Raw genomic sequence first — 25,282 nt, 5'->3', positions numbered from 1 at the left:
GCGGCACTATGCCGGCAAAGGCGGACGTGCGTCTTGAGATCGGGATCAAACGAGAGCGGCGGTTCAGTGACTTCCACCTACACCAGCTACAGACTGATCAGTCAGGACATCGGCAAGTCGCTTGAGCGCGTGTCGAAGCAACCCGACGTGGCGCGCGAGACCGAATATTACCGGTCGAAAATCGGCGATGTGAAATCCATCGACGATTTCATGGCCGACACCCGTCTCTATAATTATGCGCTGAAAGCCCACGGCCTCGAGGACATGGCCTACGCGAAAGCCTTCATCCGCAAGGTGCTGACGGAAGGCACAACCAGCAAGGACGCCTTTGCCAACAAGCTTTCCGATAGTCGTTATGCCGATCTTGCAAAATCGCTGGACTTTGTAAGCTTCGGGGCAGCCACGACCGCAACTGAGGCGGCGCAGTCCGGCGTCATCAGCAAATATACACGCCAGACCCTTGAACAGGAGGCGGGTGACGACAATAACGGCGTCCGTCTTGCCCTTTATTTCGAGCGCATGGCGCCGAATATCAAATCGGGCCTCGACTTTCTGGCCGACGACGCGCTCGCGCAGGTGTTTCGCACGGCCTACAACCTGCCCGACGAATTTGCGGCAGCAGATGTCGAGAAACAGGCCGCTCTCATCGAAAAAACCATCAATATCAAAGATCTGCAGGATCCTGAAAAGGTCGGCAAGCTGCTCGAGCGTTTCACCATCATGTGGGAAATGCAAAATCCCTCAACGACCTACGATCCTCTTGCCGTTTTCGGCTCCTCCAGCGGCTACGGCATTTCCCCTGACCTGCTGATCTCCATCAACTCCCTGAAACTCGGAGGCAAATGATATGCAATCCGGACTATATGTCGCCCTGTCCTCGCAGATCGCGCTGGAGCGTCGTCTCACCACCATTTCCGACAATATGGCGAATGTGAACACGGTCGGTTTCCGCGGCTCCGAAGTGAAATTCGACGAAATGGTCGCCAAGAACCATAATGACATGAATGCCAAGGTGGCCTTCGTTTCACAGGGCAACGACTATCTCTCCACCCGCCAGGGCGCTTTTGAACAGACCGGCAATTCCTTCGATTTCGCCATCAAGGGCGATGCCTGGTTCTCGCTGGATACGCCCGATGGCCAGATTCTGACCCGCGACGGCCGCTTCACCATGCGCCCGGACGGCGCGCTGATCTCTTCGAGCGGTTATCCCGTCCTTGACGCGGGCGGCGGCCCCATCCAGCTCAATGCGAATGGCGGCCCGATCACCGTCGGTCTCGACGGCGCCATCAGGCAGAACGAAAACATCGTCGCCACGCTCGGCATCTTCCAGGCGGATTTCTCGCAAGGCTTCCTGCGTCATCCCAATAGCGGCGTAAAGCCCGTTGCCCAGCCGACACCGGTCGTCAACAACCATGAGGTCGGCGTTGTTCAGGGTTATCTGGAAGAATCGAACGTCAACGGCATTTCGCAGATGACGCAGCTCATTCAGGTCAACAGGGCCTTCGAGAGCATTTCCTCGCTGATGCGCGACACCGAATCCACCTTCGGTGAGGGGATCAAGACGCTTGGCGGCGCGCGTTGAGGAACTGAGTGATGACAATGCCGGAATCCATGCTCTCGGCCCACGCGATCTCTCCGAAGCTCGCCCAGCTGGCAAGCCTTGCCGGGCACTATGCCGATCCGGAGTTTTCCGTGTCGCCGGGCGGTCATGTCCGTACCATCGCCGCCGGACACTATACGGTTTCCGGCCTTTCACGGCATGTGAGGCTTGGCGAATTCGTCGCCCATCGCAGCGCGACCGGCATTCATCTCGGCGAAGTGGTGCGGGTGGAACCGGACATCTGCTATGTCTGCCCGATCGAACCGGGCGAACCGATCGGCATTCACGACACCGTCATTCGCAAGGGTGCATTCCGCGTCGCGCCTGACGACAGCTGGTGCGGGCGCACCATCAATGCGCTTGGCGAACCCATCGACGGTAAAGGCCCGCTTGCCTCGGGCACTGAGCGTCGTTCGATTTCCAACAATGCGCCGCCTTCGATGACGCGCAAGCGCGTGGAAACGCCCTTTAAAACCGGCGTGCGGGCGATCGATATATTTTCGCCCCTGTGCCTCGGTCAGCGCCTCGGCATTTTCGCCGGTTCGGGTGTGGGTAAATCCACGCTGCTGTCGATGCTCGCCAAGGCCGACGCGTTCGACAAGGTCGTCATCGGGCTGGTAGGCGAGCGCGGCCGCGAAGTGCGGGAATTCATCGAAGACACGATGGGCGAGAACATGGGCAAATCCATCGCCGTCGTCGCAACCAGCGATGAAAGCCCGATGCTGCGCAAGATGGCCCCGCTTTCCGCCGTCACCATCGCCGAACATTTCCGCGACCAGGGCGACAACGTCCTTCTCATCATCGACAGCGTCACCCGTTTCGCCCATGCGATCCGGGAAGTGGCGGTCGCTTCGGGCGAGCCGCCGGTAGCGCGCGGTTACCCAGCCTCGGTCTTTACCGAATTGCCGCGCCTTCTCGAGCGGGCCGGACCCGGCGCCGAAGGCACCGGCACCATCACCGCCATCGTCTCCATTCTGGTCGACGGCGACAATCACAATGATCCGATTGCCGATTCGACCCGCGGTATTCTCGACGGCCATATCGTGCTGGATCGCAGCCTCGCCGAAGAAGGCCGCTATCCGCCGATCAATCCGCTCGCTTCGATCTCGCGTCTGGCCAAGAAGGCCTGGACGCCGGATCAGGAAAAGCTGGTCTCGCGCCTCAAGGCGCTGGTGCACCGATTTGAGGAAACGCGGGATCTACGGCTGATCGGCGGCTATCGTCCAGGGACCGACCCCGATCTCGACATGGCGGTGAAGCAGGTTCCCATCATCTATGAAACGCTGAAACAGCTTCCGAACGAACCGGCGGCGCAGGACGCCTATGCCGATCTGGCGACTGCGCTGCGTGGCGGAGTGCAAAATAATCAGCCGCAGGTAAACCCGAGAATGAGAGGCTGATCCGTGAAGAAGAATCAGATCGACAATGGCGATGTTGCGGATGCGCGGCCGCAGCCTCCTTTTTTCACGCTCGACCGTATTCTGGCGTGGACCGGAATAGGGCTTGCCGCCGCTGCGGCCTTCTTTCCGTGGTATGTGTTCTTCAACGAAGACAAGTTCGGGATAAAGGTGGCAGGCGGCGATCGCACGCGCGACCTGCCCCACACCGGCCCGCGTGAAGTCTTCAGTGTTTCGCCCATGGCCATGACCAACCGCAACAAGGAAGACATGCCGCCACCGGCGGAATTGCCGGATATGCTGACAACGGCGACCGTCAGCGGAAACGGCAAGGAAAAACAGAACGACCTTGCCGCCGGGCTTGAAGACCAGCCCTTCCCCGGCCAGACCTCCTTCCGCCTGCTGCATGTTTCCAACGGCCGCGCATTGATCGAAGACGGATCGGGCATGTATGTGGTGCGGGTCGGCTCCACATTGCCCGACAATGCGCGCCTGACGAAGATCGAGCAGCGTGGCGGCCAATGGCTGATAGAGACCTCTTCCGGGAAGACCTATCATCCCGAGAAGTAGTCAAATATTCAGCGCGTATTGCTGTAAGATTTGGCAATGATTTAGCATCCGCACACCGGGCTGGATGCCGGATTTAGTCCGGCATGACGGAGAGGTTTTGATATCCCAAGGCGCACCGCATATGCGGTGTGCCTTTTTCGTTTCCACGACAGCCTTCGAGATCACATTCTCCCCTTCTCCGCATCTTCGCCCTCCCCGCAAGTCTGACGCAAGATTAGCGCCGTAGGTTCGGGCCATACGAGATGGAGAAGTCTATGCAACCGATTCAACTGTTCGATCTGGCATCCCGCCAAGCGGAATGGCTGAGCGTGCGGCAGGAAGTAGTGGCGACCAACATCGCCAACGCCAACACACCGAAGTTCCGCGCCAAGGATGTCAGCCCTTTTGAAGCCGTGATGCAGGCCACCGACCAGCAGGTCGGCATGGCGAAGACCCATCCCGCCCATTTCGGTGCAAGCGCCCTTAGCGAAAACATCGCTCTGCGCGACAACCCGGTCAATAACGAGATCGGCATGCAGGAATCGGGCAATTCGGTCGCGCTTGCGGAAGAAATGACCAAGACCGGCGAGATCAAGCGGCAGTACGACCTGAACGCCAATCTCGTCAAATCCTTCCATCGCATGATGCTGATGACGGTAAAGAGGTAAGCCATGGATCCCTTGAGTGCGGCGAGCAAGATCGCGGGCAGCGGCCTGGAAGTGCAGTCCACACGACTGCGCATCGTGTCCGAAAACATCGCCAACGCCAGATCGACCGGCGACACCCCGGGCGCCGACCCCTATCGCCGCAAGACCGTCACCTTCGGCTCGGAGCTCGACCGCGCCAGCGGCGTGGAACGCGTGACGGTGAAGAAGCTTGGCGTCGACCGAGGCGACTTCGTCAATGAATACGATCCCGGCAACCCTGCCGCCGATACCAACGGCATGGTGAAGATGCCGAACGTCAACATCCTGATTGAAATGGCCGACATGCGCGAAGCCAACCGCAGCTACGACGCCAATCTTCAGGTCATCCGCCAGACACGCGACCTCGTCGCATCCACCATCGACCTTCTGAAGGCATCGCAATGATCGACGGCATCAAGCAACTCAGCTCCCTTTCGCTCACGCGCGGCGCAAGCGGCGTTTCCTCGCTGACGGAAAGCGTTTTCGGCAGCCAGCAGACGACGCCCGCCCAGCAGACGGGTGCAAGCTTCGCAAGCGTTCTCGGCAACGTATCGATCGATGCGATGAACAACCTGAAGAAGGCGGAAGTTGCCTCCTTCGAAGGCATTCAGGGCAAGGCGAATACGCGCGAAGTGGTCGATGCCGTGCTTTCGGCCGAGCAGTCGCTGCAGACCGCCATCGCGCTGCGCGACAAGATCGTGTCGGCCTATCTCGACATTACCAAGATGCAGATCTAGCCCAGCAGGAATATTGACATGAGAGCTCTTGCAATCGCTGCCACCGGTATGGACGCCCAGCAGACCAATCTGGAAGTCATCGCCAACAACATCGCCAACATCAACACCACCGGCTACAAGCGCGCGCGTGCGGAGTTCACCGATCTGCTCTACCAGACCGAGCGCATGCAGGGCGTGCCGAACCGGGCCAACCAGGCGATCGTGCCGGAAGGCGCCAATATCGGTCTCGGCGTGCAGACTTCGGCCGTGCGCAACATCCACACCCAGGGCAACCTGATCGAAACCGGCAACAAGCTTGATGTGGCGATCATCGGACAGGGCTGGTTCCAGATCGAGGCGGCCGACGGTTCGACGCTCTACAGCCGCGCCGGCGCCTTCAACAAGAATGCCGATGGCAATCTCGTGACGGTCGATGGCTATAACGTCATTCCGAACATCAATATCCCGACCGACGCGCAGGACATCACCGTTACCCGCACGGGTCAGGTGACGGCCCGTATCGGCAATGCCGCTGAATTCACCGAACTCGGCCAGCTCACCATCGCCAACTTCGCCAACGAAGCGGGCCTCAAGCCACTCGGCGACAACCTCTTTGCGCAGACGCCGGCTTCCGGCGACGCGGTCATCGGCGTGCCTGACGATCCGAGCTACGGCTACATCAAGCAATCCTACCTCGAAGGCTCGAACGTCGACGCCGTCAAGGAAATCACCGACCTGATCACGGCGCAGCGCGCCTATGAGATGAATTCCAAGGTCATCACCACCGCTGACGAAATGGCTTCGATTGTCAGCAAGAACCTGAAGTAAGAACGGAAAGGCAGGCGAACATGAGGTTTGGCCGGAACAATAGCAGCTACAGAACGGCGCTCGTCCGTATGTGCCTGGCGTCTGCCTTTTCACTGGGGGTTTTTGCGCCCGCATCGGTGCCGGCTCTGGCCCAGGCGCCGATGGCGCTGGTTCCCACACGTACCATCTATCCCGGCGAGACGATCACGCCCGAACAGGTGAAGCCGGTGGAAGTGACCAACCCCAATATTTCCTCGGGCTATGCCAGCGACATCAGCGAAGTCGAAGGCATGATCTCCAAGCAGACCCTGCTTCCCGGCCGCACCATTCCCGTCGCGGCCCTGCGCGAACCCTCGCTCGTCGTGCGCGGCACCAGCGTCAAGCTCGTCTTCACCATCGGCAACATGACGCTGATGGCTTCGGGAACGCCGATGACCGATGGATCGCTCGGCGAGGTCGTACGCGTGCGCAACATCGATTCCGGCGTGATGGTCAGTGGCACGGTCATGAAGGACGGAACCATTCAGGTGATGGCGAAATGAGAGTGCTTCGTATCATAGCCGCGGCCATTCTGTTTTCAGCCCAGCCGTTCCTTTCCATGCCCGCAGCCCATGCCGATACGTCCCGCATCAAGGATATCGCATCGCTGCAGGCCGGACGGGACAACCAGCTGATCGGATATGGTCTCGTCGTCGGTTTGCAGGGCACGGGCGACAGCCTGCGGTCCTCGCCGTTTACCGAGCAATCCATGCGCGCGATGCTGCAGAATCTCGGCATCACCACGCAGGGCGGCCAGTCAAACGCCAAGAACATCGCCGCCGTGATGGTGACGGCCAATCTGCCGCCCTTCGCCAGCCCCGGCAGCCGCGTCGACGTGACGGTCAGTTCGCTGGGTGACGCAAACTCGCTGCGCGGCGGTACACTCATCATGACCTCGCTCTCCGGTGCTGACGGGCAGATCTATGCGGTCGCGCAGGGTGCGCTGATCGTCAACGGCTTTTCGGCCCAGGGCGACGCTGCGACGCTGACGCAGGGCGTGACAACCTCCGCACGCGTGCCGAACGGCGCGATCATCGAGCGTGAGCTGCCGTCGAAGTTCAAGGATTCGGTCAATCTCGTCCTTCAGCTGCGCAATCCCGATTTTTCGACTGCAGTACGGGTCGCCGATGTCGTCAACGCCTTTGCGCGCGCCCGCTACGGCGATCCGATCGCCGAGCCGCGCGATTCGCAGGAAATCGCGGTGCAGAAGCCCCGCACCGCCGATCTCACCCGCCTGATGGCGGAAATCGAGAACCTGACGGTGGAGACGGATACGCCGGCAAAGGTCGTGATCAACGAGCGTACGGGCACGATCGTCATCGGTGCGGATGTGCGCATCTCCCGCGTCGCCGTAAGCTATGGAACGCTGACAGTCCAGGTGACCGAATCGCCGCAGGTCATCCAGCCGGCGCCATTCTCGCGCGGCCAGACGGCCGTGCAGCCGCAGACGGATATCATGGCAATGCAGGAAGGCAGCAAGGTCGCCATCGTCGAAGGGCCTGACCTTCGCACGCTGGTTGCCGGTCTCAACAGCATCGGGCTCAAGGCGGATGGCATCATCGCCATTCTGCAAGGCATCAAATCCGCCGGCGCCCTTCAGGCGGAGCTTGTGCTGCAATGATGAAAAGTCTGAAGAAAAACCATTTCTCGAATGGCCTTGCCCGCTTCGCAGCGGTGGCATCGCTGCTTTTCCTGCTGCCGGCCGCCGGCGCGGAAAGCCAGCAGAACGTGGTGTCGGAACTCAGTACGCAGGATGAGATCCAGAAATTCTGCACCAACATCGCCGATGCCGCCCGCGACCAGCGTTATCTGATGCAGAAGCAGGAGCTTGAAAAGCTTCAGTCGGATGTCAACGAGCGCATTGCCGTGCTGGAAGACCGCAAGGCGGAATATGAGGACTGGCTGGCGCGGCGCGAGCATTTCCTCAATCAGGCAAAAAGCAATCTCGTCGACATCTACAAGACGATGAAGGCGGACGCCGCCGCACCGCAGCTTGAAAAGATGCATGTGGAGATTGCCGCCGCCATCATCATGCAGCTGCCGCCGCGCCAATCCGGTCTCATCCTCAGCGAAATGGATGCGCAGAAAGCCGCAACCGTCGCCGGCATCATGTCGCAGGCAACTGACAAAAACACTTCGAAGGATCCTTCATGAGCACGCGTCGTCTTCCGGCCCTCCTCCTGCCGCTCGCTCTGCTGGCCGGCTGCCAGAACAACCAGACCCTGAAGGAAATCGGCAATGCGCCCGCGATGAGCCCGATCGGCAGCGGCCTGCAATTCAGCCAGACGCCGCAAATGGGCATGTATCCCAAGCAGCCAAAACACATGGCCAGCGGCTATTCGCTGTGGAGCGACAGCCAGGGAGCACTGTTCAAGGATCTGCGCGCGCTGAATATCGGCGACATCCTGACCGTCAACATCCAGATCAACGACAAGGCCGATTTCGATAATGAAACGGAACGTAACCGCACGAATTCCAGCGGCCTGAACTGGAAGGCCAATGCGGAGATCCTTGGCTGGAACCCGAAGGCCGATTCCAGCATCAATTACGGTTCCGATACCGACACCCAGGCCAAGGGCAAGACCAAGCGCTCCGAGAAGCTGACGCTCCTCGTGGCCGCCGTGGTGACCGGCATTCTCGAAAACGGCAACCTCATCATCAGCGGTTCGCAGGAAGTGCGCGTCAACCACGAAATCCGTATCCTTAATGTCGGCGGTATCGTCAGGCCGCAGGATGTCGATGCGCAGAACATGATCTCCTACGAGCGCATCGCCGAAGCACGCATCTCCTATGGCGGTCGCGGCCGTCTGACGGAAGTGCAGCAACCGCCGGTCGGTCAGCAGGTCGTCGACCTGTTCTCGCCCCTCTGACGCCGGCATGCGGGAACGGGACTGATCCATGGAAAACGAACAGGCTGAGAGCAAGAAAAAGTCCTCCCCGCTGGTCATGACCATCGCCGGCGTTGCTATCCTCACATTGCTCGGTGCAGGCGGCGGCTGGCTTGTGGGCGGTATGATCGCCCCCAGGATCGCCGGCGCCGATACGGCTGCGAAAGCGCCGGAAGCTGCCGGTGAAAAGGGTGGCAAAGACGCCGAAGGCATCGAAAAAATTTCCGACGAGGCGAACGGCATCGTCCAGCTCGACCCCATCACCACCAACCTCGCCTACCCTGCGACGAACTGGGTGCGGCTTGAAGTGGCGCTGATGTTCAAGGGGCCGGTGGAAGTGGGTCTCGCCGAGGATATCCATCAGGATATCATGGCCTATGTCCGCACCGTCTCCCTTCAGCAGCTGGAAGGGCCGCGTGGCTTTCAATATCTTAAGGATGACATTCAGGAACGAGTTGACCTGCGCTCTCAAGGGCGCGTATCCAAGGTCATGTTCCGGACCTTTGTCATCGAATGATTCGATTTCTTGTTACCATCGCCGTCCTCCTTGTCTTGCCGGGTCTTGCCAATGCCCAGCAATTTCCGTCCGACCTGTTCAATACGCAGATAGACGGATCCGTCGCGGCATGGATCATCCGTACCTTCGGTCTTCTGACGGTTCTCTCCGTCGCGCCCGGCATTCTGATCATGGTCACGAGCTTTCCGCGCTTCGTGATCGCCTTTTCGATCCTGCGCTCAGGCATGGGGCTTGCATCGACCCCGTCCAACATGATCCTGCTGTCGATGGCGATGTTCATGACCTTCTACGTCATGTCGCCGACCTTCGACAAAGCCTGGACGGACGGCGTGCAGCCGCTTTTGCAGAACCAGATCAACGAACAGCAGGCCGTAGAGCGCATCGCCGAACCCTTCCGCACCTTCATGAACGCCAATACGCGTGACAAGGATCTGAAGCTCTTCGTCGATATCGCCCGCGAGCGCGGACAGGAAGTGATGACCAACAACGTCGTTGACTACCGCGTGCTGGTTCCTGCCTTCATGCTGTCGGAAATCCGGCGCGGTTTCGAGATCGGTTTCCTGATCATCCTGCCTTTCCTGGTCATCGATCTGATCGTCGCCACCATTACCATGGCGATGGGCATGATGATGCTGCCGCCCACCTCCATTTCGCTGCCGTTCAAGATCCTGTTTTTCGTGCTGATCGACGGCTGGAACCTGCTTGTCGGCAGCCTCGTCAGATCGTTCAACTAACGGCAATCTGTGCCGGACTGACACCGCTTAACCCTGTTCTTTAACCCCGCATGCCCAAAGGCTGCGGGATTTTTGCGTTTTAACGCTTTGGTTACCAGCCTTACTGATGAATTGGTAACTATATTTTTAAATTTAAAACTCACCAATAAGATAAATCCAAAACTAACCATAAGTATTTTCCAGTATTTCTTAACGTTCAAATTAATCATTGGGCAATTTTTCGCTGCGAGATTTGCCCCACACACAACGGGTTTGGTTTCCGAAACTAAGTATTTCTGAACCGAGTGGCATGAAGCCGAAACGTTGCGACCGGTAATACAAAGTCCGGAATGTCCCCACTCCAGTATCTCGTAAACAAGGGACACATTTACTATGGCAAGCATTCTCACCAACATTAACGCAATGTCCGCTCTTCAGACGCTGCGTTCGATCTCTTCCAGCATGGAAGACACGCAGAGCCGTATCTCGACGGGTCAGCGCGTAAGCTCTGCCTCCGACAACGCTGCTTACTGGTCGATCGCGACCACCATGCGTTCGGACAATGCAGCTCTGTCTTCCGTACAGGACGCGATGGGCCTCGGCGCCGCCAAGGTCGACACCGCCTCTTCCGGCCTTGAATCCTCGATCAACGTCATCAAGGAAATCAAGAACAAGCTCATCACCGCCCAGGAATCGACGGCTGACAAGTCCAAGATCCAGGAAGAAATCACGCAGCTCCAGGACCAGCTGAAGTCCATCACCGACTCGGCTTCCTTCTCCGGTGAAAACTGGCTCAAGGGCGTTATCGGCAAAGCCGCCGCAACGGCCGGCGACCTGGCAACCGGCGTTTCCATCGACAAGCAGATCGTCGGTTCCTTTACCCGTAGCTCTGAGGGCAACGTCAAGGTTCAGTCCATCGACGTCACTCTCGACGGCTCGAACGTTCTCGTCGATGTCAGCGGCAACAAGCAGGGTATCCTCGATGCCGACGCCCTGAAGGCAAACGTTGCAAAATGGACCGATGGTACGTTCCGCACCGCAACGACGACGCTCGGCGCGACCTTCTCCGAAGGCTCAAACGGCGTCTGGAGCGATGGCACGGACTTCTACAAGCAGGTTGGCGAAAACAAGTGGCTCCAGACAACTGACGCCACTGGTGCAACTCTCAATGCCGCTGTTCCCGCTGCACTGACGACGACCGCAGCCGTCTATGCTTCCGGCACATCGGTTCTCAACCTGGATCTCACCAAGCTTGACGCCATGAAGACCGATTTCGGCCTGGGTGCGACAGCAACCAGCGAAGACGTTCTCGACCAGCTGATCTCGCATGTTGATGGCCAGCTCGAAGCAGCGACAAGCGCAGCCGCAAAGCTGGGCGCCGTATCTTCGCGACTGGATATGCAGCAGAACTTCGTTTCCAAGCTGTCCGACTCGCTCGAAAGCGGTATCGGCCGCCTCGTCGACGCCGACATGAACGAAGAGTCCACCAAGCTGAAGGCTCTGCAGACGCAGCAGCAGCTGGCAATCCAGTCGCTCTCGATCGCAAACAGCGACTCGCAGAACATCCTGTCGCTCTTCCGTTAAGAGGCGGCATCTCATAGCCCTTAAGGGGCTGGGGGATCCAATATCGAGACCAGGTGTACGGGGGCTGACCGGGCATCTGGTACGATAGGAAAAAATGGTTGGAGGCTGAGCCAACCATACAGACAAAGGCCGCATCTTTTTAAAAAGGATGCGGCCTTATCTGTTTTTTAAGGTCTTTGCTTTACGCGCGCGTGCGCGCGATGGTTGAAAAATTAAATCAAAAGATGTGCGATTTTGCTGCCGGCTTAGGGCTTCATTAACCAAAGCGGGATTAGCTAAGGCCATCGAAACGGTGAGCTAACCTTTAAAAATCAGCCGGTTAGCAGGCATGATGCTGTGCGCCGTTCCCGGTGAGACCGGAATGTCCCTTCTTTAATCAGCCATTCAAGGGGCAAATCTATCATGACTAGCATTCTTACCAACATTGCAGCTATGTCTGCTCTCCAGACGCTGCGCTCTATCGGCCAGAACATGGAAGCCACTCAGGACCGTGTTTCGTCCGGCCTCCGCGTTGGCCAGGCTTCCGACAACGCCGCTTACTGGTCGATCGCGACCACCATGCGTTCGGACAATGGCGCTCTTTCCGCCGTTCAGGACGCTCTCGGCCTCGGCGCCGCCAAGGTTGATACGGCTTATGCCGGCCTTGAATCCTCGATCGACGTCATCAAGGAAATCAAGAACAAGCTGGTCGCTTCGCGCGAAGCTGGTGTAGACCGCGCCAAGATCCAGGAAGAAATCACGCAGCTTCAGGATCAGCTGAAGTCCATCACCGACTCGGCTTCCTTCTCCGGTGAAAACTGGCTCAAGGGCGTTATCGGCAAAACCGCCGCAACGGCCGGCGACCTCGCAACCGGCGTTTCCGTCAACAAGCAGATCGTCGGTTCCTTCACCCGCAGCTCTGACGGCAACGTCAAGGTTCAGTCCATCGACGTCACTCTCGACGGCTCGAACGTTCTCGTCGATGTCAGCGGCAACAAGCAGGGCATTCTCGATGCGGACGCACTGCGCGCCGACGTCGCAAAATGGACCGACGGCACTTTCCGCACCGCAACGACGACGCTCGGTGCGACCTTCTCCGAAGGCGCAAACGGCGTCTGGAGCGATGGCACGGACTTCTACAAGCAGGTTGGCGAGAACAAGTGGCTCCAGACAACTGACGCCACTGGTGCAACTCTCAATGCCGCTGTTCCCGCTGCACTGACGACGACCGCAGCCGTCTATGCTTCCGGTACATCGGTTCTCAACCTGGACATCACCAAGCTTGACGCCATGAAGACCGCTTTCAACCTGGGTGCGACAGCAACCAGCGAAGATGTTCTCGACCAGCTGATCTCGCATGTCGATAACCAGCTCGAAGGCGCAACAAGCGCAGCCGCAGGACTGGGTGCCGTGTCTTCCCGCCTCAAGCTGCAGGAAAACTTCGTTTCCAAGCTGTCCGACTCGATCGACAGCGGTATCGGCCGCCTCGTCGACGCCGAGATGAACGAAGAGTCCACCAAGCTGAAGGCCCTGCAGACGCAGCAGCAGCTGGCAATCCAGTCGCTCTCGATCGCAAACAGCGACTCGCAGAACATCCTGTCGCTCTTCCGTTAATCGGAAAAAGCCTTTCAAGACTGAAAAGCCGCGCTCCAAGCGCGGCTTTTTTCATTATCGTTAAGAAAAATTATCGTTCCTTAATTTCTCGTTCCGTTGATTTAGGCTTTGTTAACCATTTGCCGCCTAAAACCTAGTCATCGAAACGATTGGTTAACCAAGACGAAAAAGAGGTTAACAGGCATCAAGCCGCGCGATCGTTCCCGGCGGCAATCCGGAATGTCCCTTTTCATTTCAGCCAATCAAGGGGCAAATAATTATGACCAGCATTTTGACGAACGTCGCGGCAATGGCCGCCCTGCAGACCCTTCGCGCCATCGGCAGCAGCATGGAAGAAACGCAATCGCGTGTCTCCTCCGGCCTGCGTGTCAAGACCGCCTCCGACAACGCCGCCTATTGGTCGATTGCGACCACCATGCGCTCTGACAATGGTGCGCTTTCCGCCGTTCAGGACGCCCTCGGCCTCGGCGCAGCAAAGGTCGACACCGCTTATTCGGCCATGGAAACCACAGTCGATGTCGTCAAGGAAATCAGCAAGAAGCTGGTTGCGGCCCGCGAAGCCGGCGTCGACAAGGCGAAAATCCAGGAAGAAATCAGCCAGCTTCAGGACCAGTTGAAGAGCATCGGCGAATCCGCCTCCTTCTCCGGCGAAAACTGGCTGAAGGGCAAGATCAGCGACGCCACCGGCAATCTCACGCCAATCATCAAACAGGTCGTCGGCTCCTTTATCCGCGATGGCGCGGGCAATGTTGCGGTCAAGACCATCGATATTCAGGTCGACAACAAGACGGCGCTTTTCGACACCTCGACGGGTACGACGAAGAACGGCATTCTCGACAGCGCCGCTTATTATTCCGACACCGGCGTCCTGAAGCAGTTCGAGATTACGACGACAACCGCAGGCGTTTCCACAACCACGCTCCACACTGCAAAGGTATTTACAGAAGCTCAGCTTCTGGCCTTCCCGTCGGGCTCGACAACCACGGTTTCAGCTGCAGACGCAACGACCGGCCTTGTTACCGTTGCCGCAGCAACCGCCACGAAAGATAACGGCACCTACTTCAAGATCGGCGAAAACGCCGCTGGCGAAGCCCTTTATGTCAAGGCCAACAATACTGCGCCCGCCGCCGGCACCACCGTCACCACAATCGGAACGGGCGGCTCGTCCAACAATAATATCTATCTCGAAACCGTCGCCGCGGATTCGCAGATGGCCCAGAAGCTTAACTACTCGCTGATCGACCTCGACATTACCAAACATCTCGGCGGATTGACGAATGCCAGCGGTCAGCCACTGACTGAAAATGACGGTCTCGACAACATGATCCAGTTCGTCAATACCCAGCTGGAATCGGTCATCAGCGCAAGTGCCGATCTCGGTTCCATCAAGATGCGTCTGGACCTGCAGGAAGATTTCGTCTCGAAGCTGACCGACTCCATCGACAAGGGCATCGGCCGCCTCGTCGATGCGGACATGAACGAAGAGTCCACCAAGCTCAAGGCTCTCCAGACACAGCAGCAGCTGGCAATCCAGTCACTCTCCATCGCCAATACCAGCTCCGAAAATATCCTGTCGCTATTCCGCCAGTAAGCGGCGCCCGTTGGCTACGGGCGGTTTCGTCCCGCTCTGGCAGCAACAGAATATTCGGATATGGAAACCGCGCTTCGCAAGAGGCGCGGTTTTCCCGTTTGCCGAAAGCTGTCCGGCGTGCGCAAAAAGGGCGCGCAGATACCGCAAATAGCATCGGCCACGACAGCTAAATTCACGCGTAAATATTTGATTACATTGGGGGAAAATGGTGCTGCTAGAGAGATTTGAACTCTCGGCCTCTCCCTTACCAAGGGAGTGCTCTACCCCTGAGCTATAGCAGCATCCGGTGCCGAAGCGTTTGCTTCAGCATCAAGCGTGGCGGCCTATTGCCATAGGTTTTTGACGAGCGCAAGTCGCAAAACGATATTCTTCATCAAGCGGCGCAAAAAAGCATGCCCCCTGTTGAAAAACGTATTTTTCGGATATTGCTGAATTTATGAACGAACATCATGACAAACAGGCGAAGGCAGGGGTTTCCCCCGGCGCTTCCGCGGAGCCGTCCGCCCCGGCGGCAAACGCCAACGCGCAGGCTGGCCCCGGCGAGAAGGCGCGCCAGCGCGAGGCGGAACGCAAGGCGCGGGCGGCGAAGAAGCTGCGCGAAAACCTCATGAAGCGCAAACAGCAGGTTCGTGCGCGCCGTGCCGGCGATGCGGATGACACGATTGGCCTGCCTGCCGCAAAAACGGACGAATCATCCTCATAGAGAATTCATCAGCATAAAATTGAAACGCCGCGGAAACTCGTCTAAGGACGCGCCTTTCCGCAAGGTAGATAAAGAAAGGCGGGCGAAGGCCCGTAGGGACGCATGGATCGCATCAGAATTACGGGTGGCAACAAGCTCAACGGCATCATTCCCATCTCCGGCGCGAAAAACGCCGCCTTGCCTTTGATGATCGCATCGCTTCTGACAAGCGATACGCTGACGCTTGAAAACGTTCCGCATCTGGCCGATGTGGAGCAGCTCATCCGCATCCTCGGCAACCATGGCGTCGATATTTCCGTCAATGGCCGCCGCGAGAGCCAGGGCGAGGCCTATTCCCGCACCGTGCATTTCACCTGCCGCACCATTGTCGACACCACCGCCCCTTACGAGCTGGTTTCCAAGATGCGCGCCAGCTTCTGGGTCATCGGCCCGCTTCTGGCCCGTGAAGGCCGCGCCCGCGTTTCCCTGCCCGGCGGCTGCGCCATCGGCACGCGCCCGGTCGACCTGTTCATCGAGGGTCTTGAGGCGCTCGGCGCGACGATGGAGATCGACGGCGGTTACATCAACGCGACAGCCCCCCAGGGCGGCCTGATCGGCGCGGTTTACACCTTCCCGAAAGTATCCGTCGGCGCAACACATGTGATGTTGATGGCAGCGAGCCTTGCAAGAGGCACCACCGTCATTCACAACGCCGCGCGCGAGCCGGAAGTCGTTGATCTGGCGCAGTGCCTCATTGCCATGGGCGCAAAGATCGAGGGCGCCGGCACCTCCACCATCACCATCGAGGGTGTTACCTCGCTCTCGGGCGCCCGCCACCGGGTTCTGCCTGATCGTATCGAGACTGGCACCTATGCCATGGCGGTTGCCATGGCCGGCGGTGACGTGGTGCTGGAAGGCACGCACGCATCCTTGCTCGACAATGCGCTCGACACGCTGCGGCTTGCGGGTGTTGGCATCAGCGACACGGAAACCGGCCTGCGCGTCGTGCGTAACGGCAACGGCATTCAGCCGGTCGATATCGTCACCGAGCCCTTCCCCGGCTTCCCCACCGATCTGCAGGCGCAGTTCATGGCGCTGATGACCCGCTCGCAGGGCGTTTCCCACATTACCGAGACGATCTTCGAAAACCGCTTCATGCATGTGCAGGAACTGGCCCGTCTCGGCGCGAAGATTTCGCTCTCCGGCCAGATGGCCCGTATCGAAGGTGTTTCCCGCCTGAAGGGTGCGCCTGTCATGGCGACCGATCTGCGCGCTTCCGTGTCGCTGGTCATTGCCGGTCTGGTGGCGGAAGGCGAGACCATGGTTTCGCGCGTCTACCACCTCGATCGCGGCTTCGAACGCCTCGAAGAAAAGCTCACCCGCTGCGGTGCGCTGGTCGAACGCGTCAGCGATTGATCCTTTCATCGCCGCACATCCGTTTCTACCCGTTGCAGAGCGGCCCGCGACTGCCTATTTCAATAGCAAGAAATAGACATTGCGGGCCGTAGCCCGCGGAAAAGGAAAAAACGATGAGCGGCCTGAAATTGCTCGCGCTGGATAATGAAGATCTCTCCGTCATCTCAACGCATATGCAGGACAGCGTCTTCAAGCTGAAGGATGTCGCCTTCGAGCCGAAGCACGGGCAATTCACGCTTTCCGCCAATCGTTTCGTCTGGGAAAGCACGAACAAGAAGGCCCTGCCGCCGGAACGCTGCCGCAGCGTCGTTTTCCTGAAGCGGGTCTCCGCCGTTCGCTCGCACGGCATCAACCGCGACGACAAGGAACAGGTGCTTTCGCTTCTCGCCATTCGCTTCGTGCAGAACGGCGAAGGGCCGGATGGAGCCGTTGAGCTCACGCTTTCGGGCGGCGGCGCAATCGCGCTTGACGTCGAATGCATCGAGGCGCAGCTGACCGATGTGAGCGGCGCCTGGGAAACGGCCGCCAAACCGCATCATCCCGATAGCGAATAAGCGCTCCACACCACTGCAACGGTTGCCTTTCGTCACCGTTTCGATTTATGCCACATACCAGAACCGCAATTATTGCTGCGGTAAGTTCGTGCACCTTGCGGGATCGCCCGCAGGGACAATGAAAGGGTAATGGCGTGGCAATCTGGCTGGAGCGGGCATCGGCTGATTTCGAACAGAAATTCGCTGCCTTCCTGACAACCAAGAGAGAAGTTTCCGAAGACGTCAACGCGACCGTTCGCGACATCATCAACGATGTCCGCCATCGCGGCGATGCGGCCCTTGCCCATTACTCCCTGAAATTCGACGGCATCGATTTTTCCAAGGTCTCGATGCGGGTGACGGCGGATGAGATCGATGCGGCCTTTGCCGCCGTCGATGCAAGCGTGATCGAGGCCCTCGAACTCGCAGCCCGGCGTATCGAAAAACACCATGCACGGCAGATGCCGAAGGACGACATTTACGAGGACGATATCGGCGTGGGTCTCGGCTCGCGCTGGACCGCCATCGAAGCCGTTGGCCTTTATGTACCCGGCGGCACCGCCAGCTATCCAAGCTCGGTGCTGATGAATGCCGTGCCGGCCAAGGTTGCCGGTGTGGAACGCATCGTCATGGTCGTGCCGGCAAATGGCGGCGCGGTCAATCCGGCGGTGCTGGCTGCGGCGCGTATTGCGGGCGTCGAGGAAATCTATCGCATCGGCGGCGCGCAGGCTGTCGCAGCTCTTGCCTATGGCACGGAAAGCATCGCGCCGGTCGCGAAGATCGTCGGTCCAGGTAACGCCTATGTGGCGGCCGCCAAGCGCCAGGTCTTCGGTACTGTCGGTATCGACATGATCGCCGGCCCCTCCGAAGTGCTCGTCATTGCCGACAGGGACAATGATCCGGACTGGCTGGCAGCTGATCTTCTCGCCCAGGCGGAGCACGATCGCGGCGCGCAATCCATCCTGATCACCGACAATGCCGAACTCGGCAAGGCGGTTGAGGCCGCTGTCGAGCGGCAGCTGAAGCGTCTGTCACGTTCCGAGACGGCGGCGGCAAGCTGGGCTGATTTCGGCGCAATCATTCTGGTCGACAAGCTCACCGACGCCATTCCGCTGGCCAACCGCATCGCCGCCGAGCATCTGGAACTTGCCGTCGATGACCCGGATGCGCTGATGGCCCACATCCGCAATGCAGGCGCGATCTTCGTCGGACGCCATACGCCTGAGGTGATCGGCGATTATGTCGGCGGCTCCAACCACGTTCTGCCGACGGCACGCTCGGCGCGCTTCTCCTCCGGCCTTTCGGTGCTGGATTTCGTCAAGCGCACCTCGATCCTGCGCCTCGGCCCCGAGCAGCTGCGCCAGCTCGCACCGGCGGCGATCACACTTGCCCGTTCGGAGGGGCTGGACGCGCATGCGCGTTCCGTCGCAATCCGCCTCAATCCGGAAAGTTAAGCGATGGCTTCAGGCGATTTCCGGCTCTGCGACGTGGTACTGGACGACAGCATCGGCCGGTCCACGCCCGACGTGGAGCATGAACGCGCCGTCGCCATTTTCGACCTGATCGAGGAAAACACCTTCGAGCCGCTTGGCCATGTCGGCGGGCCATACCGGCTGCATATCTCGCTGGTCGACGCAAAGCTGGTTTTTTCGATCCGAACCGAAGACGAGAAGGATGTCGCGACCCATATCCTGTCGCTGACGCCGTTCCGGCGCATCATCAAGGATTATTTCCTGATCTGCGAAAGCTATTACGAGGCGATACGCTCTTCCACCCCCAGCCAGATCGAGGCGATCGACATGGGCCGGCGGGGTATTCACAATGACGGGTCGCAGACACTGATGGACCGGCTTTCCGGCAAGATCAAAGTGGACTTCGATACGGCGCGCCGCCTCTTCACCCTTGTCTGCGTGCTTTATTGGCGGGGTTAGAGATGAGCGATCCTGCCGCAGCGCCAAATGAGGGACGAGCGCCCAAATCGGTTCTCTTCATGTGCGGCATGAACTCCATCCGTTCCCCCATGGCCGAGGTCATCGCCAAACGGCTGGTGGCGCCCGGTATCTATATACAGTCCGCCGGCGTGCGGGCGGGCGAGCGCGATCCCTTCGTGGATGCCGTGCTGGAAGAACAGGGTTTTTCGCTCGGCAAGCACAAGCCGCGCACTCTGGACGAGATCGAGGATGATTTTTTCGATCTGATCATTACATTGACACCCGAAGCCCACCACGCAGCCCTGGAACTGACCCGCTCGAATTCGCTCGATGTGGTCTATTGGCCGACCATGGACCCAACGGTGATCACCGGCACGCGCGAGCAGATTCTCGACGCCTATCGCGAGGTACGGGACCATCTGGCAAAGCTGATCTCGGAACGACTGCCGAGAAGGCAGCAGCCGGTGGCGGATACGCTTTCAAAAGACTGAAAACTGCCTTGGCCTGTTAAAATCAATCGCGATTTTCAAGCCGATGCTTTAGAGGTTCACAAATGTGCCGGGATTGTGTAGTTTCCGCGCAATTTTCCCGGACTCGATATGTCCGGCACTATCAACAGGAAGAAAACCCTTACATGACAAAAGAAGAAGTCCTTGAATTCCCGGGCATCGTAACCGAATTGCTGCCGAACGCAACATTCCGCGTGAAGCTTGAGAATGAGCACGAAATCATCGCCCACACCGCGGGCCGCATGCGCAAGAACCGTATTCGCGTTCTGGCGGGCGACAAGGTGCTGGTCGAAATGACACCTTACGACCTGACCAAGGGCCGCATCACCTACCGCTTCAAGTAATCCGTTTTCGGCATCGGACGCCCGGGCAGCGCAATGACCAACTCAAAACAAAAGCTCGTTCTGGCATCCGGCTCGCCGCGGCGTCTGGAACTGCTGCATCAGATCGGCGTCGAGCCGGCACGTCTGATGCCGATGGACATCGACGAAACGCCCGCGAAGCTCGAGCATCCGCGAACGCTGTGCCGTCGCCTGTCGCAGCAGAAGGCCGAGGCGGCCCATGCGGCGCTGAAAAGCGAGCAGGCATGGAAAGACGCCTATGTTCTCGGTTCCGACACCGTCGTGGCCGTGGGTCGTCGTATCGTCGGCAAGGCAGAATATACTGAAGACGCCTCGGCGGCGCTGCATCTTCTCTCGGGACGCAGCCACTGGGTCTATACCGGCATCTGCCTTGTGACACCCGGCGGCAAAATCCGCCAGAAGGTGGCGGAAACCAAGGTGCGCTTCAAGCGCCTCTCCACACGCGAGATCGATGCCTATATTGCCTCCGGGCAATGGCGTGGAAAGGCAGGCGCCTACGGTATCCAGGGGATTGCCGGTTCGTTCGTCCAGAAATTGACGGGTTCCTATACCAATGTTGTCGGCCTGCCGCTTTATGAGACAATGTCGCTTCTTACCGGCGAAGGATTTGAGGTGACGTCAGGCTGGCTCGAAGGATAGATCATGGCAAAACCATCCCAGGAAGGCGTGGGAAATGTCACGCCGCTTCGGAAATCACAGCCATGCCCGGAATGCGGGCGACCCTCGAACCGGGATGACTATCCCTTCTGTTCGGATCGCTGCCGTTCGCTCGATCTTGCCCGCTGGCTGAACGGCTCTTACGCCATTCCCGTCGCGGATGATGAAAGCAGCGCCGGCGGACAGGATACCGGCAGGAATACCTCCGAATAACATCCCGAACCGCCGGAAACTCCGGCGGTGAATTGCATGATATTTTTTCAGGGCCTGCGCCCGTAATATATAATTCCCGGGTTACCCACTGCCCGAAAATCCATATTGAAACCCGGCTGACGCCCTCCCCGGCAGCCATTAAGGTCCGGCAATGGACGCAAGCTTGCAAAAGAGAGTGAGCCATGGCGCGCTGCTATTTGCGGTGCTGGCAGTTTGTTGCGCCATATTGGCGACGGTGCTGCTTGCCAATGACGGAAAGCACCTCAAAAGCCTGATGACCTATCTCAACCTGGCGTCCGCGACGAGTTCCGCCGAAGCGCCGCAAAAGATAAAGCCCGTCAAACGGCAAAAGCCCGCCCCCAAAAAACTCGATCTGCCGCCTCACCTGTTAAAATTCGAGCAGGCAGGCGTGCGCGCATCATTTGCACGCGACTTCGTGCTTTCCGGCAAGGATCTCTGCGACCGCTTTACCGCTGAGGGTTTTTCAAACCCGCAGGGCTGGCACGCCAGCCCGGTCAATATCCGTAATTTTGAATGTATGGCCGATCTTGCCGCCGGGAGTACAGCAGACATTGCCGAACGGGCATCGTTATTCCTGGAGATCAGGGGCGAGGCGTCGGGCGAAGTTCGCTCCATCAGGATGAAGGCCGTTGCACCCGAGACACCGGATGGAGCCGTCATTCTGACACGGCTTGGTGATGCGCTGACCATGATCGTCGGACAAACCCGCTGGGGTGATTTGGCCAACATGCTGGAGCCGGCGCGCAGGATGCAGCCCTATCAGGCACAGCACTTCGGCATTTCCGTTTCCGTAAAGCCGGAGCCGACCGCTCCGCATCGTCTGAACGTGATTTTGCTGGCGACGGAACAATCACCGGGACTGAAGATGACACGCAGCTTTTTCGACAGGGACCGATGGCTTCGGCCCGCCGCCGTTTCCGACCGACCGACCCTCTATCCTTCCATCAAGGAAAAGCACAATCCTTGATGCAAAGGCGGCTCAGCCTATCGCCGCCAGCTTGCGACGGACCGGAGGGATCCTGTCCTTTTGCTGCGCCTGACGCTTGGCTTCCCACTGAAGCGCAGTGCGAACGATGGTGGTCAGATCATCAAACCGCGGGCGCCAGCCCAACTCAGACTGGATACGGCCGGAATCTGCCACCATTGTCGCAATATCGCCGGCGCGGCGCGGACAATGGATGATCGGGAAATCCCGCCCCGATTCCCGCTGCACCGTGTTGAGGACATCCAGCACCGAGTAGCCCACGCCATAACCGCAATTGAGCGTTCGTGTGCCGCCGCCGGCGCGCAGATGCGCCATGGCTAGCATATGCGCGTCGATCAGATCGCTGACATGGATATAATCGCGAACGCCCGTGCCATCTGCCGTCGGATAATCGGTTCCATAAACTTCGACCCGGTCGCGTCGGCCGGTGGCCGCTTCGCATGCTACCTTGATGAGGTTCGCGACGCCCGTGGGGGAAGGACCGGCCCTGCCCTGCGGGTCAGCGCCCGCAACGTTGAAATAACGCAGCGCCACATAGTTGAAATCATGCGCCTGCACGACATCGCGCAGCATGATTTCGGAAGCGAGTTTCGACAGGCCGTAGGGATTTTCCGGGCTGAGGATCGCCGTTTCCGGAACCGGGCCATCAAAGGGCTGGTTTCCGTAGACGGCTGCTGTCGAGGAAAAGATGAAGTTGCGAATGCCATGGCCGACCGCTGCCGCAACGAGGGCGCGGGTCGTGCCAGTATTGTTTTCGTAATATTCGAGCGGCCGGCTGATCGATTCAGGAACGCTGACAGAGCCGGCGAAATGGAAAATGGTCTCGATCTGGTTTTCTTCGAATATCTGGCCAAGCAATGTGCGATCCGCCGCATCGCCCAGATAGAAACGCGCCGCCGGTGCTATCGCCCAGCGCGATCCCGTCGAAAGCCGGTCGACAACAACGACCTCTTCCCCGGCGTCGAGCAGAGCCCACACCATGTGGCTTCCAATATAACCGGCCCCACCGGTAACAAGAACAGCCATGACATTACTTCCCTGTTTGCTTTTCTTGATCCCATCAAAGCCAATAATTCTTCATCATTGATTACTTGCACAGCGAATACGCCATCAAACCCTCAGCCCTCTGAAAAGGTGGCTTACGATTGGTTAGCGCAATAAAGTGCTTTTTATTTATTAGATGAAAATGTTCTCATAAAAGGAACAATCAGCGCATAGCATAGAAATGCGCTCACGTCGATGGCTACGCCGTGGGGTTGTAGTTTTCGCAGCTCATCGTGATTTCTGGGGCAGATTTGCACCTGCCGCGCAGCATGATGCGCGGCGCGGCAGGGCAAAGATTTATCGGCCGAGAATGTAAGACGCCAGACGATCGGCCGCGTCTTCGATCTGTTTGGGGTTGCGCAGGAAGCAGGCGCGCAGGAACAGTTCCCCGCCTTCGCCAAAAGCGGTGCCAGGCGCGAGGCCGACGCCGGTCTTGTCGACGATATCCAGCGCCGTGGCGCGGCTGTCCGTCACGCCGTCTATCTTGAGGAAGGCATAAAGGGCGCCATCAGGCTTCAGGGTTTCCACACGGTTCGTTGCAATCAGGGCATCGCAAAGGATATCTCTGGATGTCAGAGCGCGTTCGTAATTCTCGCGGACGAACCCGTCGCCGTGATCGAGTGCCGCAACCGCGCCGCGCTGCATGAACTGCGCTACGCCGGACGTGGAATATTGAATGAGGTTCTCGATCACCTGCCCGATGGCGGGCGGCGCCACGAGCCAGCCGACGCGCCAGCCGGTCATGGACCAGTTCTTCGAGAAGGAATTGGCAAAAACGATCTTGTCGTCCGGTTCCATGACATCGAGGAAGGACGGCGCGCGCGTGCCGGCATAGTGGTAAAGCGCATAAATCTCATCTGCCACGATCCAGAGATCATGTTTGCGGGCAAGCGCTAGAACATCGCGCAGATTGTCGCGTGTCGCTGTCCAGCCGGTCGGGTTGGACGGCGTGTTGATGAACAACGCCCTGGTCTTGCCGGTGATCGCGCTTTCCAGCTTGCCGATATCCAGATCCCAGCGACCGTCGTGAAAATCGATGCCAACAGGAACGGCCTTTGCGCCCGCCACGCCGATGGCAGCGACGATATTCGGCCAGGTGGGCGTGAGATAGACCATCTCGTCGCCCGGCGACGTCAGCGCCTGCACGGCGAGCGCAATCGCCTGCATGCCGGACCCTGTTACGTAAAAATGTTCAGGGGGAAGCCTGGCTGCAAAGTGACGCTCGTAATAGCTGCTGAGCGCCTGTCGCAATTCTGGAATGCCGCGTTGCCAGGTATAGAAGGTCTCACCATTGTTGAGCCCGTCGATGGCAGCCTTGTTGATGAAGTCCGGGCTCGGCAGATCGCCTTCACCGACCCAAAGCGGCAGAAGATTGTCCCGTCCCCGGGCATAGTTCACGACTTCAACAATGCCGCTCTCGGGAGCCGCCAGAGAGCGTGCACTCAGACTGTTCAAAATGGACATTAAAGACACTCCGTTTGGTGTCTTCTTATCCCATGGAGCAGCCGATATGCATGATATTCCGTGAGGCGGTCATGGATTTTCTTTATGGATCAATCCCCGGCCAGAGAGCGCCGCCCGCATGGGCCAGCGACCAGGCCGGGGATAATTCCGATCTTAACGCGTCTTCAGCAGATCGCGAATTTCGGTGAGAAGCTTGACGTCTTCCGGCGGCGGCGCTGCTTCCGCCTTTTCCTCGACCTTCTTGGTCTCGACGGAGGCCCGCAGCTTGTTGACGCCCTTGACCATCAGGAAAATGATCCAGGCCAGGATGAGGAAGTTGATAAGAACCGTCAGAAAGTTGCCATAGGCGAAAACGGCGCCCTGATCGCGGGCGGCAGCGAGCGAGGTGGCGGTAACGCCGGAACTCAGAGGCAGGAAGTAGTTCGAGAAGTCGAAACCGCCGAAAATCGCGCCGACGATCGGCATGATGAGATCGTTGACGACGGAATCGACGATCTTGCTGAAAGCCGCTCCGATAATCACACCCACGGCCAGATCCATGACATTGCCGCGGGCAATGAAGGTTTTAAATTCGTTAAGCATTCAGATTGTCCCTCTCTCCTGCTTCGCGAGCTGAAGCTATGTGACTGTCCCTACACGCTCAACCATATAGCTTCCTTACCCCATTTGGAATTCGCCAAGATTGCATTTATTAGCTTTTTTGCACGCCAGCATTCTGTTTCTACGCATTTTCCGGGCATAAAACCGCTGCGCACTTTTATTGGAAATGCTCTCATCTTGAACTT

31 protein-coding genes and 1 tRNA gene are annotated in these 25,282 nt (G+C 58.7%); 28 read left to right on the top strand and 4 right to left on the bottom strand.

What is annotated here, in order from left to right:
• The first annotated feature begins 66 nt into the window (after positions 1 to 66).
• From FY152_01090 to FY152_01005, 18 genes are all read left to right on the top strand, one after another.
• Positions 67 to 846 (top strand): DUF1217 domain-containing protein, encoded by a 780-nt coding sequence (locus FY152_01090; GenBank protein UXS33174.1) that lies wholly within the window; start codon positions 67 to 69, stop codon positions 844 to 846.
• Position 847: 1 nt separating this feature from the next.
• Positions 848 to 1,582 (top strand): flagellar basal-body rod protein FlgF, encoded by a 735-nt coding sequence (gene flgF, locus FY152_01085; GenBank protein ID UXS30748.1) that lies wholly within the window; start codon positions 848 to 850, stop codon positions 1,580 to 1,582.
• An 11-nt stretch (positions 1,583 to 1,593) separates the two neighbouring features.
• Complete coding sequence (fliI, locus tag FY152_01080) at positions 1,594 to 3,000, top strand: flagellar protein export ATPase FliI (GenBank protein ID UXS30747.1); 1,407 nt, start codon at positions 1,594 to 1,596, stop codon at positions 2,998 to 3,000.
• Between the two features lie 3 nt (positions 3,001 to 3,003).
• Positions 3,004 to 3,567, top strand: coding sequence for a hypothetical protein (locus FY152_01075; protein UXS30746.1), 564 nt, complete (start codon positions 3,004 to 3,006; stop codon positions 3,565 to 3,567).
• Between the two features lie 254 nt (positions 3,568 to 3,821).
• Entirely contained in the window at positions 3,822 to 4,214 is a 393-nt protein-coding gene (gene flgB, locus FY152_01070; protein UXS30745.1) for a flagellar basal body rod protein FlgB, read from the top strand.
• 3 nt (positions 4,215 to 4,217) lie between these two features.
• The gene (gene flgC / locus FY152_01065) at positions 4,218 to 4,637 is read left to right on the top strand and encodes a flagellar basal body rod protein FlgC (GenBank protein UXS30744.1); all 420 of its coding nucleotides are present in this window, start codon (positions 4,218 to 4,220) and stop codon (positions 4,635 to 4,637) included.
• Positions 4,634 to 4,969 carry a flagellar hook-basal body complex protein FliE gene (gene fliE / locus FY152_01060; protein UXS30743.1) on the top strand — a complete coding sequence of 112 codons (336 nt, stop codon included), beginning with the start codon at positions 4,634 to 4,636 and terminating at the stop codon, positions 4,967 to 4,969. Before flgC ends, fliE begins: the two co-directional genes overlap by 4 nt.
• A gap of 18 nt (positions 4,970 to 4,987) precedes the next feature.
• On the top strand, positions 4,988 to 5,776 hold the full coding sequence (gene flgG, locus FY152_01055; GenBank protein ID UXS30742.1) for a flagellar basal-body rod protein FlgG: 789 nt from the start codon (positions 4,988 to 4,990) through the stop codon (positions 5,774 to 5,776).
• Between the two features lie 20 nt (positions 5,777 to 5,796).
• Positions 5,797 to 6,297, top strand: coding sequence for a flagellar basal body P-ring formation protein FlgA (gene flgA, locus FY152_01050; GenBank protein ID UXS30741.1), 501 nt, complete (start codon positions 5,797 to 5,799; stop codon positions 6,295 to 6,297).
• Positions 6,294 to 7,415 carry a flagellar basal body P-ring protein FlgI gene (locus tag FY152_01045; protein UXS30740.1) on the top strand — a complete coding sequence of 374 codons (1,122 nt, stop codon included), beginning with the start codon at positions 6,294 to 6,296 and terminating at the stop codon, positions 7,413 to 7,415. The genes flgA and FY152_01045 overlap by 4 nt, the downstream gene beginning before the upstream one ends.
• Positions 7,412 to 7,948: a MotE family protein gene (locus FY152_01040; protein ID UXS30739.1), complete on the top strand. Its 537-nt coding sequence runs from the start codon at positions 7,412 to 7,414 to the stop codon at positions 7,946 to 7,948. Before FY152_01045 ends, FY152_01040 begins: the two co-directional genes overlap by 4 nt.
• Complete coding sequence (locus FY152_01035; GenBank protein ID UXS30738.1) at positions 7,945 to 8,664, top strand: flagellar basal body L-ring protein FlgH; 720 nt, start codon at positions 7,945 to 7,947, stop codon at positions 8,662 to 8,664. The genes FY152_01040 and FY152_01035 overlap by 4 nt, the downstream gene beginning before the upstream one ends.
• A gap of 28 nt (positions 8,665 to 8,692) precedes the next feature.
• Positions 8,693 to 9,199 carry a flagellar basal body-associated FliL family protein gene (locus FY152_01030; protein UXS30737.1) on the top strand — a complete coding sequence of 169 codons (507 nt, stop codon included), beginning with the start codon at positions 8,693 to 8,695 and terminating at the stop codon, positions 9,197 to 9,199.
• Positions 9,196 to 9,933 carry a flagellar type III secretion system pore protein FliP gene (gene fliP, locus FY152_01025; GenBank protein UXS30736.1) on the top strand — a complete coding sequence of 246 codons (738 nt, stop codon included), beginning with the start codon at positions 9,196 to 9,198 and terminating at the stop codon, positions 9,931 to 9,933. Before FY152_01030 ends, fliP begins: the two co-directional genes overlap by 4 nt.
• 372 nt (positions 9,934 to 10,305) lie before the next feature.
• Positions 10,306 to 11,496 carry a flagellin gene (locus FY152_01020; GenBank protein UXS30735.1) on the top strand — a complete coding sequence of 397 codons (1,191 nt, stop codon included), beginning with the start codon at positions 10,306 to 10,308 and terminating at the stop codon, positions 11,494 to 11,496.
• 402 nt (positions 11,497 to 11,898) lie between these two features.
• Positions 11,899 to 13,089, top strand: a complete 1,191-nt coding sequence (locus FY152_01015) for a flagellin (GenBank protein ID UXS30734.1) — start codon at positions 11,899 to 11,901, stop codon at positions 13,087 to 13,089.
• A 259-nt stretch (positions 13,090 to 13,348) separates the two neighbouring features.
• Complete coding sequence (locus FY152_01010) at positions 13,349 to 14,680, top strand: flagellar hook associated protein (GenBank protein UXS30733.1); 1,332 nt, start codon at positions 13,349 to 13,351, stop codon at positions 14,678 to 14,680.
• A 60-nt stretch (positions 14,681 to 14,740) separates the two neighbouring features.
• Positions 14,741 to 14,908, top strand: coding sequence for a hypothetical protein (locus FY152_01005; GenBank protein UXS30732.1), 168 nt, complete (start codon positions 14,741 to 14,743; stop codon positions 14,906 to 14,908).
• Here the strand turns inward: FY152_01005 and FY152_01000 are convergent.
• A tRNA-Thr gene (locus FY152_01000) sits at positions 14,887 to 14,961 on the bottom strand. The two genes, FY152_01005 and FY152_01000, sit on opposite strands and share 22 nt — an antisense overlap.
• Before the next feature lie 155 nt (positions 14,962 to 15,116).
• Here FY152_01000 and FY152_00995 point away from each other — a divergent pair.
• The 10 genes from FY152_00995 (at position 15,117) to FY152_00950 (ending at position 21,971) form a co-directional block, all read left to right on the top strand.
• Positions 15,117 to 15,383, top strand: a complete 267-nt coding sequence (locus FY152_00995; GenBank protein UXS30731.1) for a hypothetical protein — start codon at positions 15,117 to 15,119, stop codon at positions 15,381 to 15,383.
• A gap of 102 nt (positions 15,384 to 15,485) precedes the next feature.
• Positions 15,486 to 16,778, top strand: a complete 1,293-nt coding sequence (gene murA, locus FY152_00990; GenBank protein ID UXS30730.1) for a UDP-N-acetylglucosamine 1-carboxyvinyltransferase — start codon at positions 15,486 to 15,488, stop codon at positions 16,776 to 16,778.
• Positions 16,779 to 16,891: 113 nt separating this feature from the next.
• The gene (locus tag FY152_00985) at positions 16,892 to 17,332 is read left to right on the top strand and encodes a DUF2948 family protein (protein UXS30729.1); all 441 of its coding nucleotides are present in this window, start codon (positions 16,892 to 16,894) and stop codon (positions 17,330 to 17,332) included.
• A gap of 134 nt (positions 17,333 to 17,466) precedes the next feature.
• Positions 17,467 to 18,765: a histidinol dehydrogenase gene (gene hisD, locus FY152_00980; GenBank protein ID UXS30728.1), complete on the top strand. Its 1,299-nt coding sequence runs from the start codon at positions 17,467 to 17,469 to the stop codon at positions 18,763 to 18,765.
• A 3-nt stretch (positions 18,766 to 18,768) separates the two neighbouring features.
• Entirely contained in the window at positions 18,769 to 19,242 is a 474-nt protein-coding gene (locus tag FY152_00975) for a UPF0262 family protein (protein ID UXS30727.1), read from the top strand.
• Positions 19,243 to 19,244: 2 nt separating this feature from the next.
• A complete protein-coding gene (locus tag FY152_00970) occupies positions 19,245 to 19,733 on the top strand; it encodes a low molecular weight phosphatase family protein (GenBank protein UXS30726.1) in 489 nt (162 codons plus the stop codon).
• A gap of 143 nt (positions 19,734 to 19,876) precedes the next feature.
• Entirely contained in the window at positions 19,877 to 20,095 is a 219-nt protein-coding gene (infA, locus tag FY152_00965) for a translation initiation factor IF-1 (protein ID UXS30725.1), read from the top strand.
• A gap of 33 nt (positions 20,096 to 20,128) precedes the next feature.
• The gene (locus FY152_00960) at positions 20,129 to 20,752 is read left to right on the top strand and encodes a Maf-like protein (protein UXS30724.1); all 624 of its coding nucleotides are present in this window, start codon (positions 20,129 to 20,131) and stop codon (positions 20,750 to 20,752) included.
• 3 nt (positions 20,753 to 20,755) lie between these two features.
• Entirely contained in the window at positions 20,756 to 20,983 is a 228-nt protein-coding gene (gene yacG / locus FY152_00955; protein ID UXS30723.1) for a DNA gyrase inhibitor YacG, read from the top strand.
• Between the two features lie 151 nt (positions 20,984 to 21,134).
• Positions 21,135 to 21,971 carry a hypothetical protein gene (locus FY152_00950; protein UXS30722.1) on the top strand — a complete coding sequence of 279 codons (837 nt, stop codon included), beginning with the start codon at positions 21,135 to 21,137 and terminating at the stop codon, positions 21,969 to 21,971.
• A 12-nt stretch (positions 21,972 to 21,983) separates the two neighbouring features.
• On the opposite strand, the gene galE is transcribed toward FY152_00950, so the two are convergent.
• From galE to mscL, 3 genes are all read right to left on the bottom strand, one after another.
• The gene (galE, locus tag FY152_00945) at positions 21,984 to 23,015 is read right to left on the bottom strand and encodes a UDP-glucose 4-epimerase GalE (protein ID UXS30721.1); all 1,032 of its coding nucleotides are present in this window, start codon (positions 23,013 to 23,015) and stop codon (positions 21,984 to 21,986) included.
• Between the two features lie 315 nt (positions 23,016 to 23,330).
• Complete coding sequence (locus FY152_00940) at positions 23,331 to 24,497, bottom strand: pyridoxal phosphate-dependent aminotransferase (protein ID UXS30720.1); 1,167 nt, start codon at positions 24,495 to 24,497, stop codon at positions 23,331 to 23,333.
• Between the two features lie 153 nt (positions 24,498 to 24,650).
• A complete protein-coding gene (mscL, locus tag FY152_00935; GenBank protein UXS30719.1) occupies positions 24,651 to 25,079 on the bottom strand; it encodes a large conductance mechanosensitive channel protein MscL in 429 nt (142 codons plus the stop codon).
• Positions 25,080 to 25,282 lie beyond the last annotated feature (203 nt).

Source organism: Agrobacterium tumefaciens (assembly GCA_025560025.1).
In the GTDB taxonomy this organism is placed as follows: Bacteria; Pseudomonadota; Alphaproteobacteria; order Rhizobiales; family Rhizobiaceae; genus Agrobacterium.
Note: the sequence above shows the minus strand (reverse complement) of the source record. Positions and strands in the feature narration are given on the sequence as shown.

What these genes read in the sequence shown, in the direction of transcription:
- galE (UXS30721.1), bottom strand. Translation starts at nt 23,015, where the DNA reads ATGGCTGTTCTTGTTACCGGTGGGGCCGGTTATATTGGAAGCCACATG.
- FY152_00985 (UXS30729.1), top strand. Translation starts at nt 16,892, where the DNA reads ATGAGCGGCCTGAAATTGCTCGCGCTGGATAATGAAGATCTCTCCGTC.
- FY152_01015 (UXS30734.1), top strand. Translation starts at nt 11,899, where the DNA reads ATGACTAGCATTCTTACCAACATTGCAGCTATGTCTGCTCTCCAGACG.
- flgF (UXS30748.1), top strand. Translation starts at nt 848, where the DNA reads ATGCAATCCGGACTATATGTCGCCCTGTCCTCGCAGATCGCGCTGGAG.
- FY152_01010 (UXS30733.1), top strand. Translation starts at nt 13,349, where the DNA reads ATGACCAGCATTTTGACGAACGTCGCGGCAATGGCCGCCCTGCAGACC.
- FY152_01040 (UXS30739.1), top strand. Translation starts at nt 7,412, where the DNA reads ATGATGAAAAGTCTGAAGAAAAACCATTTCTCGAATGGCCTTGCCCGC.
- yacG (UXS30723.1), top strand. Translation starts at nt 20,756, where the DNA reads ATGGCAAAACCATCCCAGGAAGGCGTGGGAAATGTCACGCCGCTTCGG.
- fliP (UXS30736.1), top strand. Translation starts at nt 9,196, where the DNA reads ATGATTCGATTTCTTGTTACCATCGCCGTCCTCCTTGTCTTGCCGGGT.
- FY152_00970 (UXS30726.1), top strand. Translation starts at nt 19,245, where the DNA reads ATGAGCGATCCTGCCGCAGCGCCAAATGAGGGACGAGCGCCCAAATCG.
- FY152_00995 (UXS30731.1), top strand. Translation starts at nt 15,117, where the DNA reads ATGAACGAACATCATGACAAACAGGCGAAGGCAGGGGTTTCCCCCGGC.
- mscL (UXS30719.1), bottom strand. Translation starts at nt 25,079, where the DNA reads ATGCTTAACGAATTTAAAACCTTCATTGCCCGCGGCAATGTCATGGAT.
- FY152_00940 (UXS30720.1), bottom strand. Translation starts at nt 24,497, where the DNA reads ATGTCCATTTTGAACAGTCTGAGTGCACGCTCTCTGGCGGCTCCCGAG.
- flgA (UXS30741.1), top strand. Translation starts at nt 5,797, where the DNA reads ATGAGGTTTGGCCGGAACAATAGCAGCTACAGAACGGCGCTCGTCCGT.
- flgC (UXS30744.1), top strand. Translation starts at nt 4,218, where the DNA reads ATGGATCCCTTGAGTGCGGCGAGCAAGATCGCGGGCAGCGGCCTGGAA.
- FY152_00950 (UXS30722.1), top strand. Translation starts at nt 21,135, where the DNA reads ATGGACGCAAGCTTGCAAAAGAGAGTGAGCCATGGCGCGCTGCTATTT.
- FY152_01035 (UXS30738.1), top strand. Translation starts at nt 7,945, where the DNA reads ATGAGCACGCGTCGTCTTCCGGCCCTCCTCCTGCCGCTCGCTCTGCTG.
- flgG (UXS30742.1), top strand. Translation starts at nt 4,988, where the DNA reads ATGAGAGCTCTTGCAATCGCTGCCACCGGTATGGACGCCCAGCAGACC.
- FY152_00975 (UXS30727.1), top strand. Translation starts at nt 18,769, where the DNA reads ATGGCTTCAGGCGATTTCCGGCTCTGCGACGTGGTACTGGACGACAGC.
- FY152_01020 (UXS30735.1), top strand. Translation starts at nt 10,306, where the DNA reads ATGGCAAGCATTCTCACCAACATTAACGCAATGTCCGCTCTTCAGACG.
- fliI (UXS30747.1), top strand. Translation starts at nt 1,594, where the DNA reads ATGACAATGCCGGAATCCATGCTCTCGGCCCACGCGATCTCTCCGAAG.
- FY152_01045 (UXS30740.1), top strand. Translation starts at nt 6,294, where the DNA reads ATGAGAGTGCTTCGTATCATAGCCGCGGCCATTCTGTTTTCAGCCCAG.
- FY152_01030 (UXS30737.1), top strand. Translation starts at nt 8,693, where the DNA reads ATGGAAAACGAACAGGCTGAGAGCAAGAAAAAGTCCTCCCCGCTGGTC.
- FY152_01005 (UXS30732.1), top strand. Translation starts at nt 14,741, where the DNA reads ATGGAAACCGCGCTTCGCAAGAGGCGCGGTTTTCCCGTTTGCCGAAAG.
- infA (UXS30725.1), top strand. Translation starts at nt 19,877, where the DNA reads ATGACAAAAGAAGAAGTCCTTGAATTCCCGGGCATCGTAACCGAATTG.
- FY152_00960 (UXS30724.1), top strand. Translation starts at nt 20,129, where the DNA reads ATGACCAACTCAAAACAAAAGCTCGTTCTGGCATCCGGCTCGCCGCGG.
- murA (UXS30730.1), top strand. Translation starts at nt 15,486, where the DNA reads ATGGATCGCATCAGAATTACGGGTGGCAACAAGCTCAACGGCATCATT.
- fliE (UXS30743.1), top strand. Translation starts at nt 4,634, where the DNA reads ATGATCGACGGCATCAAGCAACTCAGCTCCCTTTCGCTCACGCGCGGC.
- flgB (UXS30745.1), top strand. Translation starts at nt 3,822, where the DNA reads ATGCAACCGATTCAACTGTTCGATCTGGCATCCCGCCAAGCGGAATGG.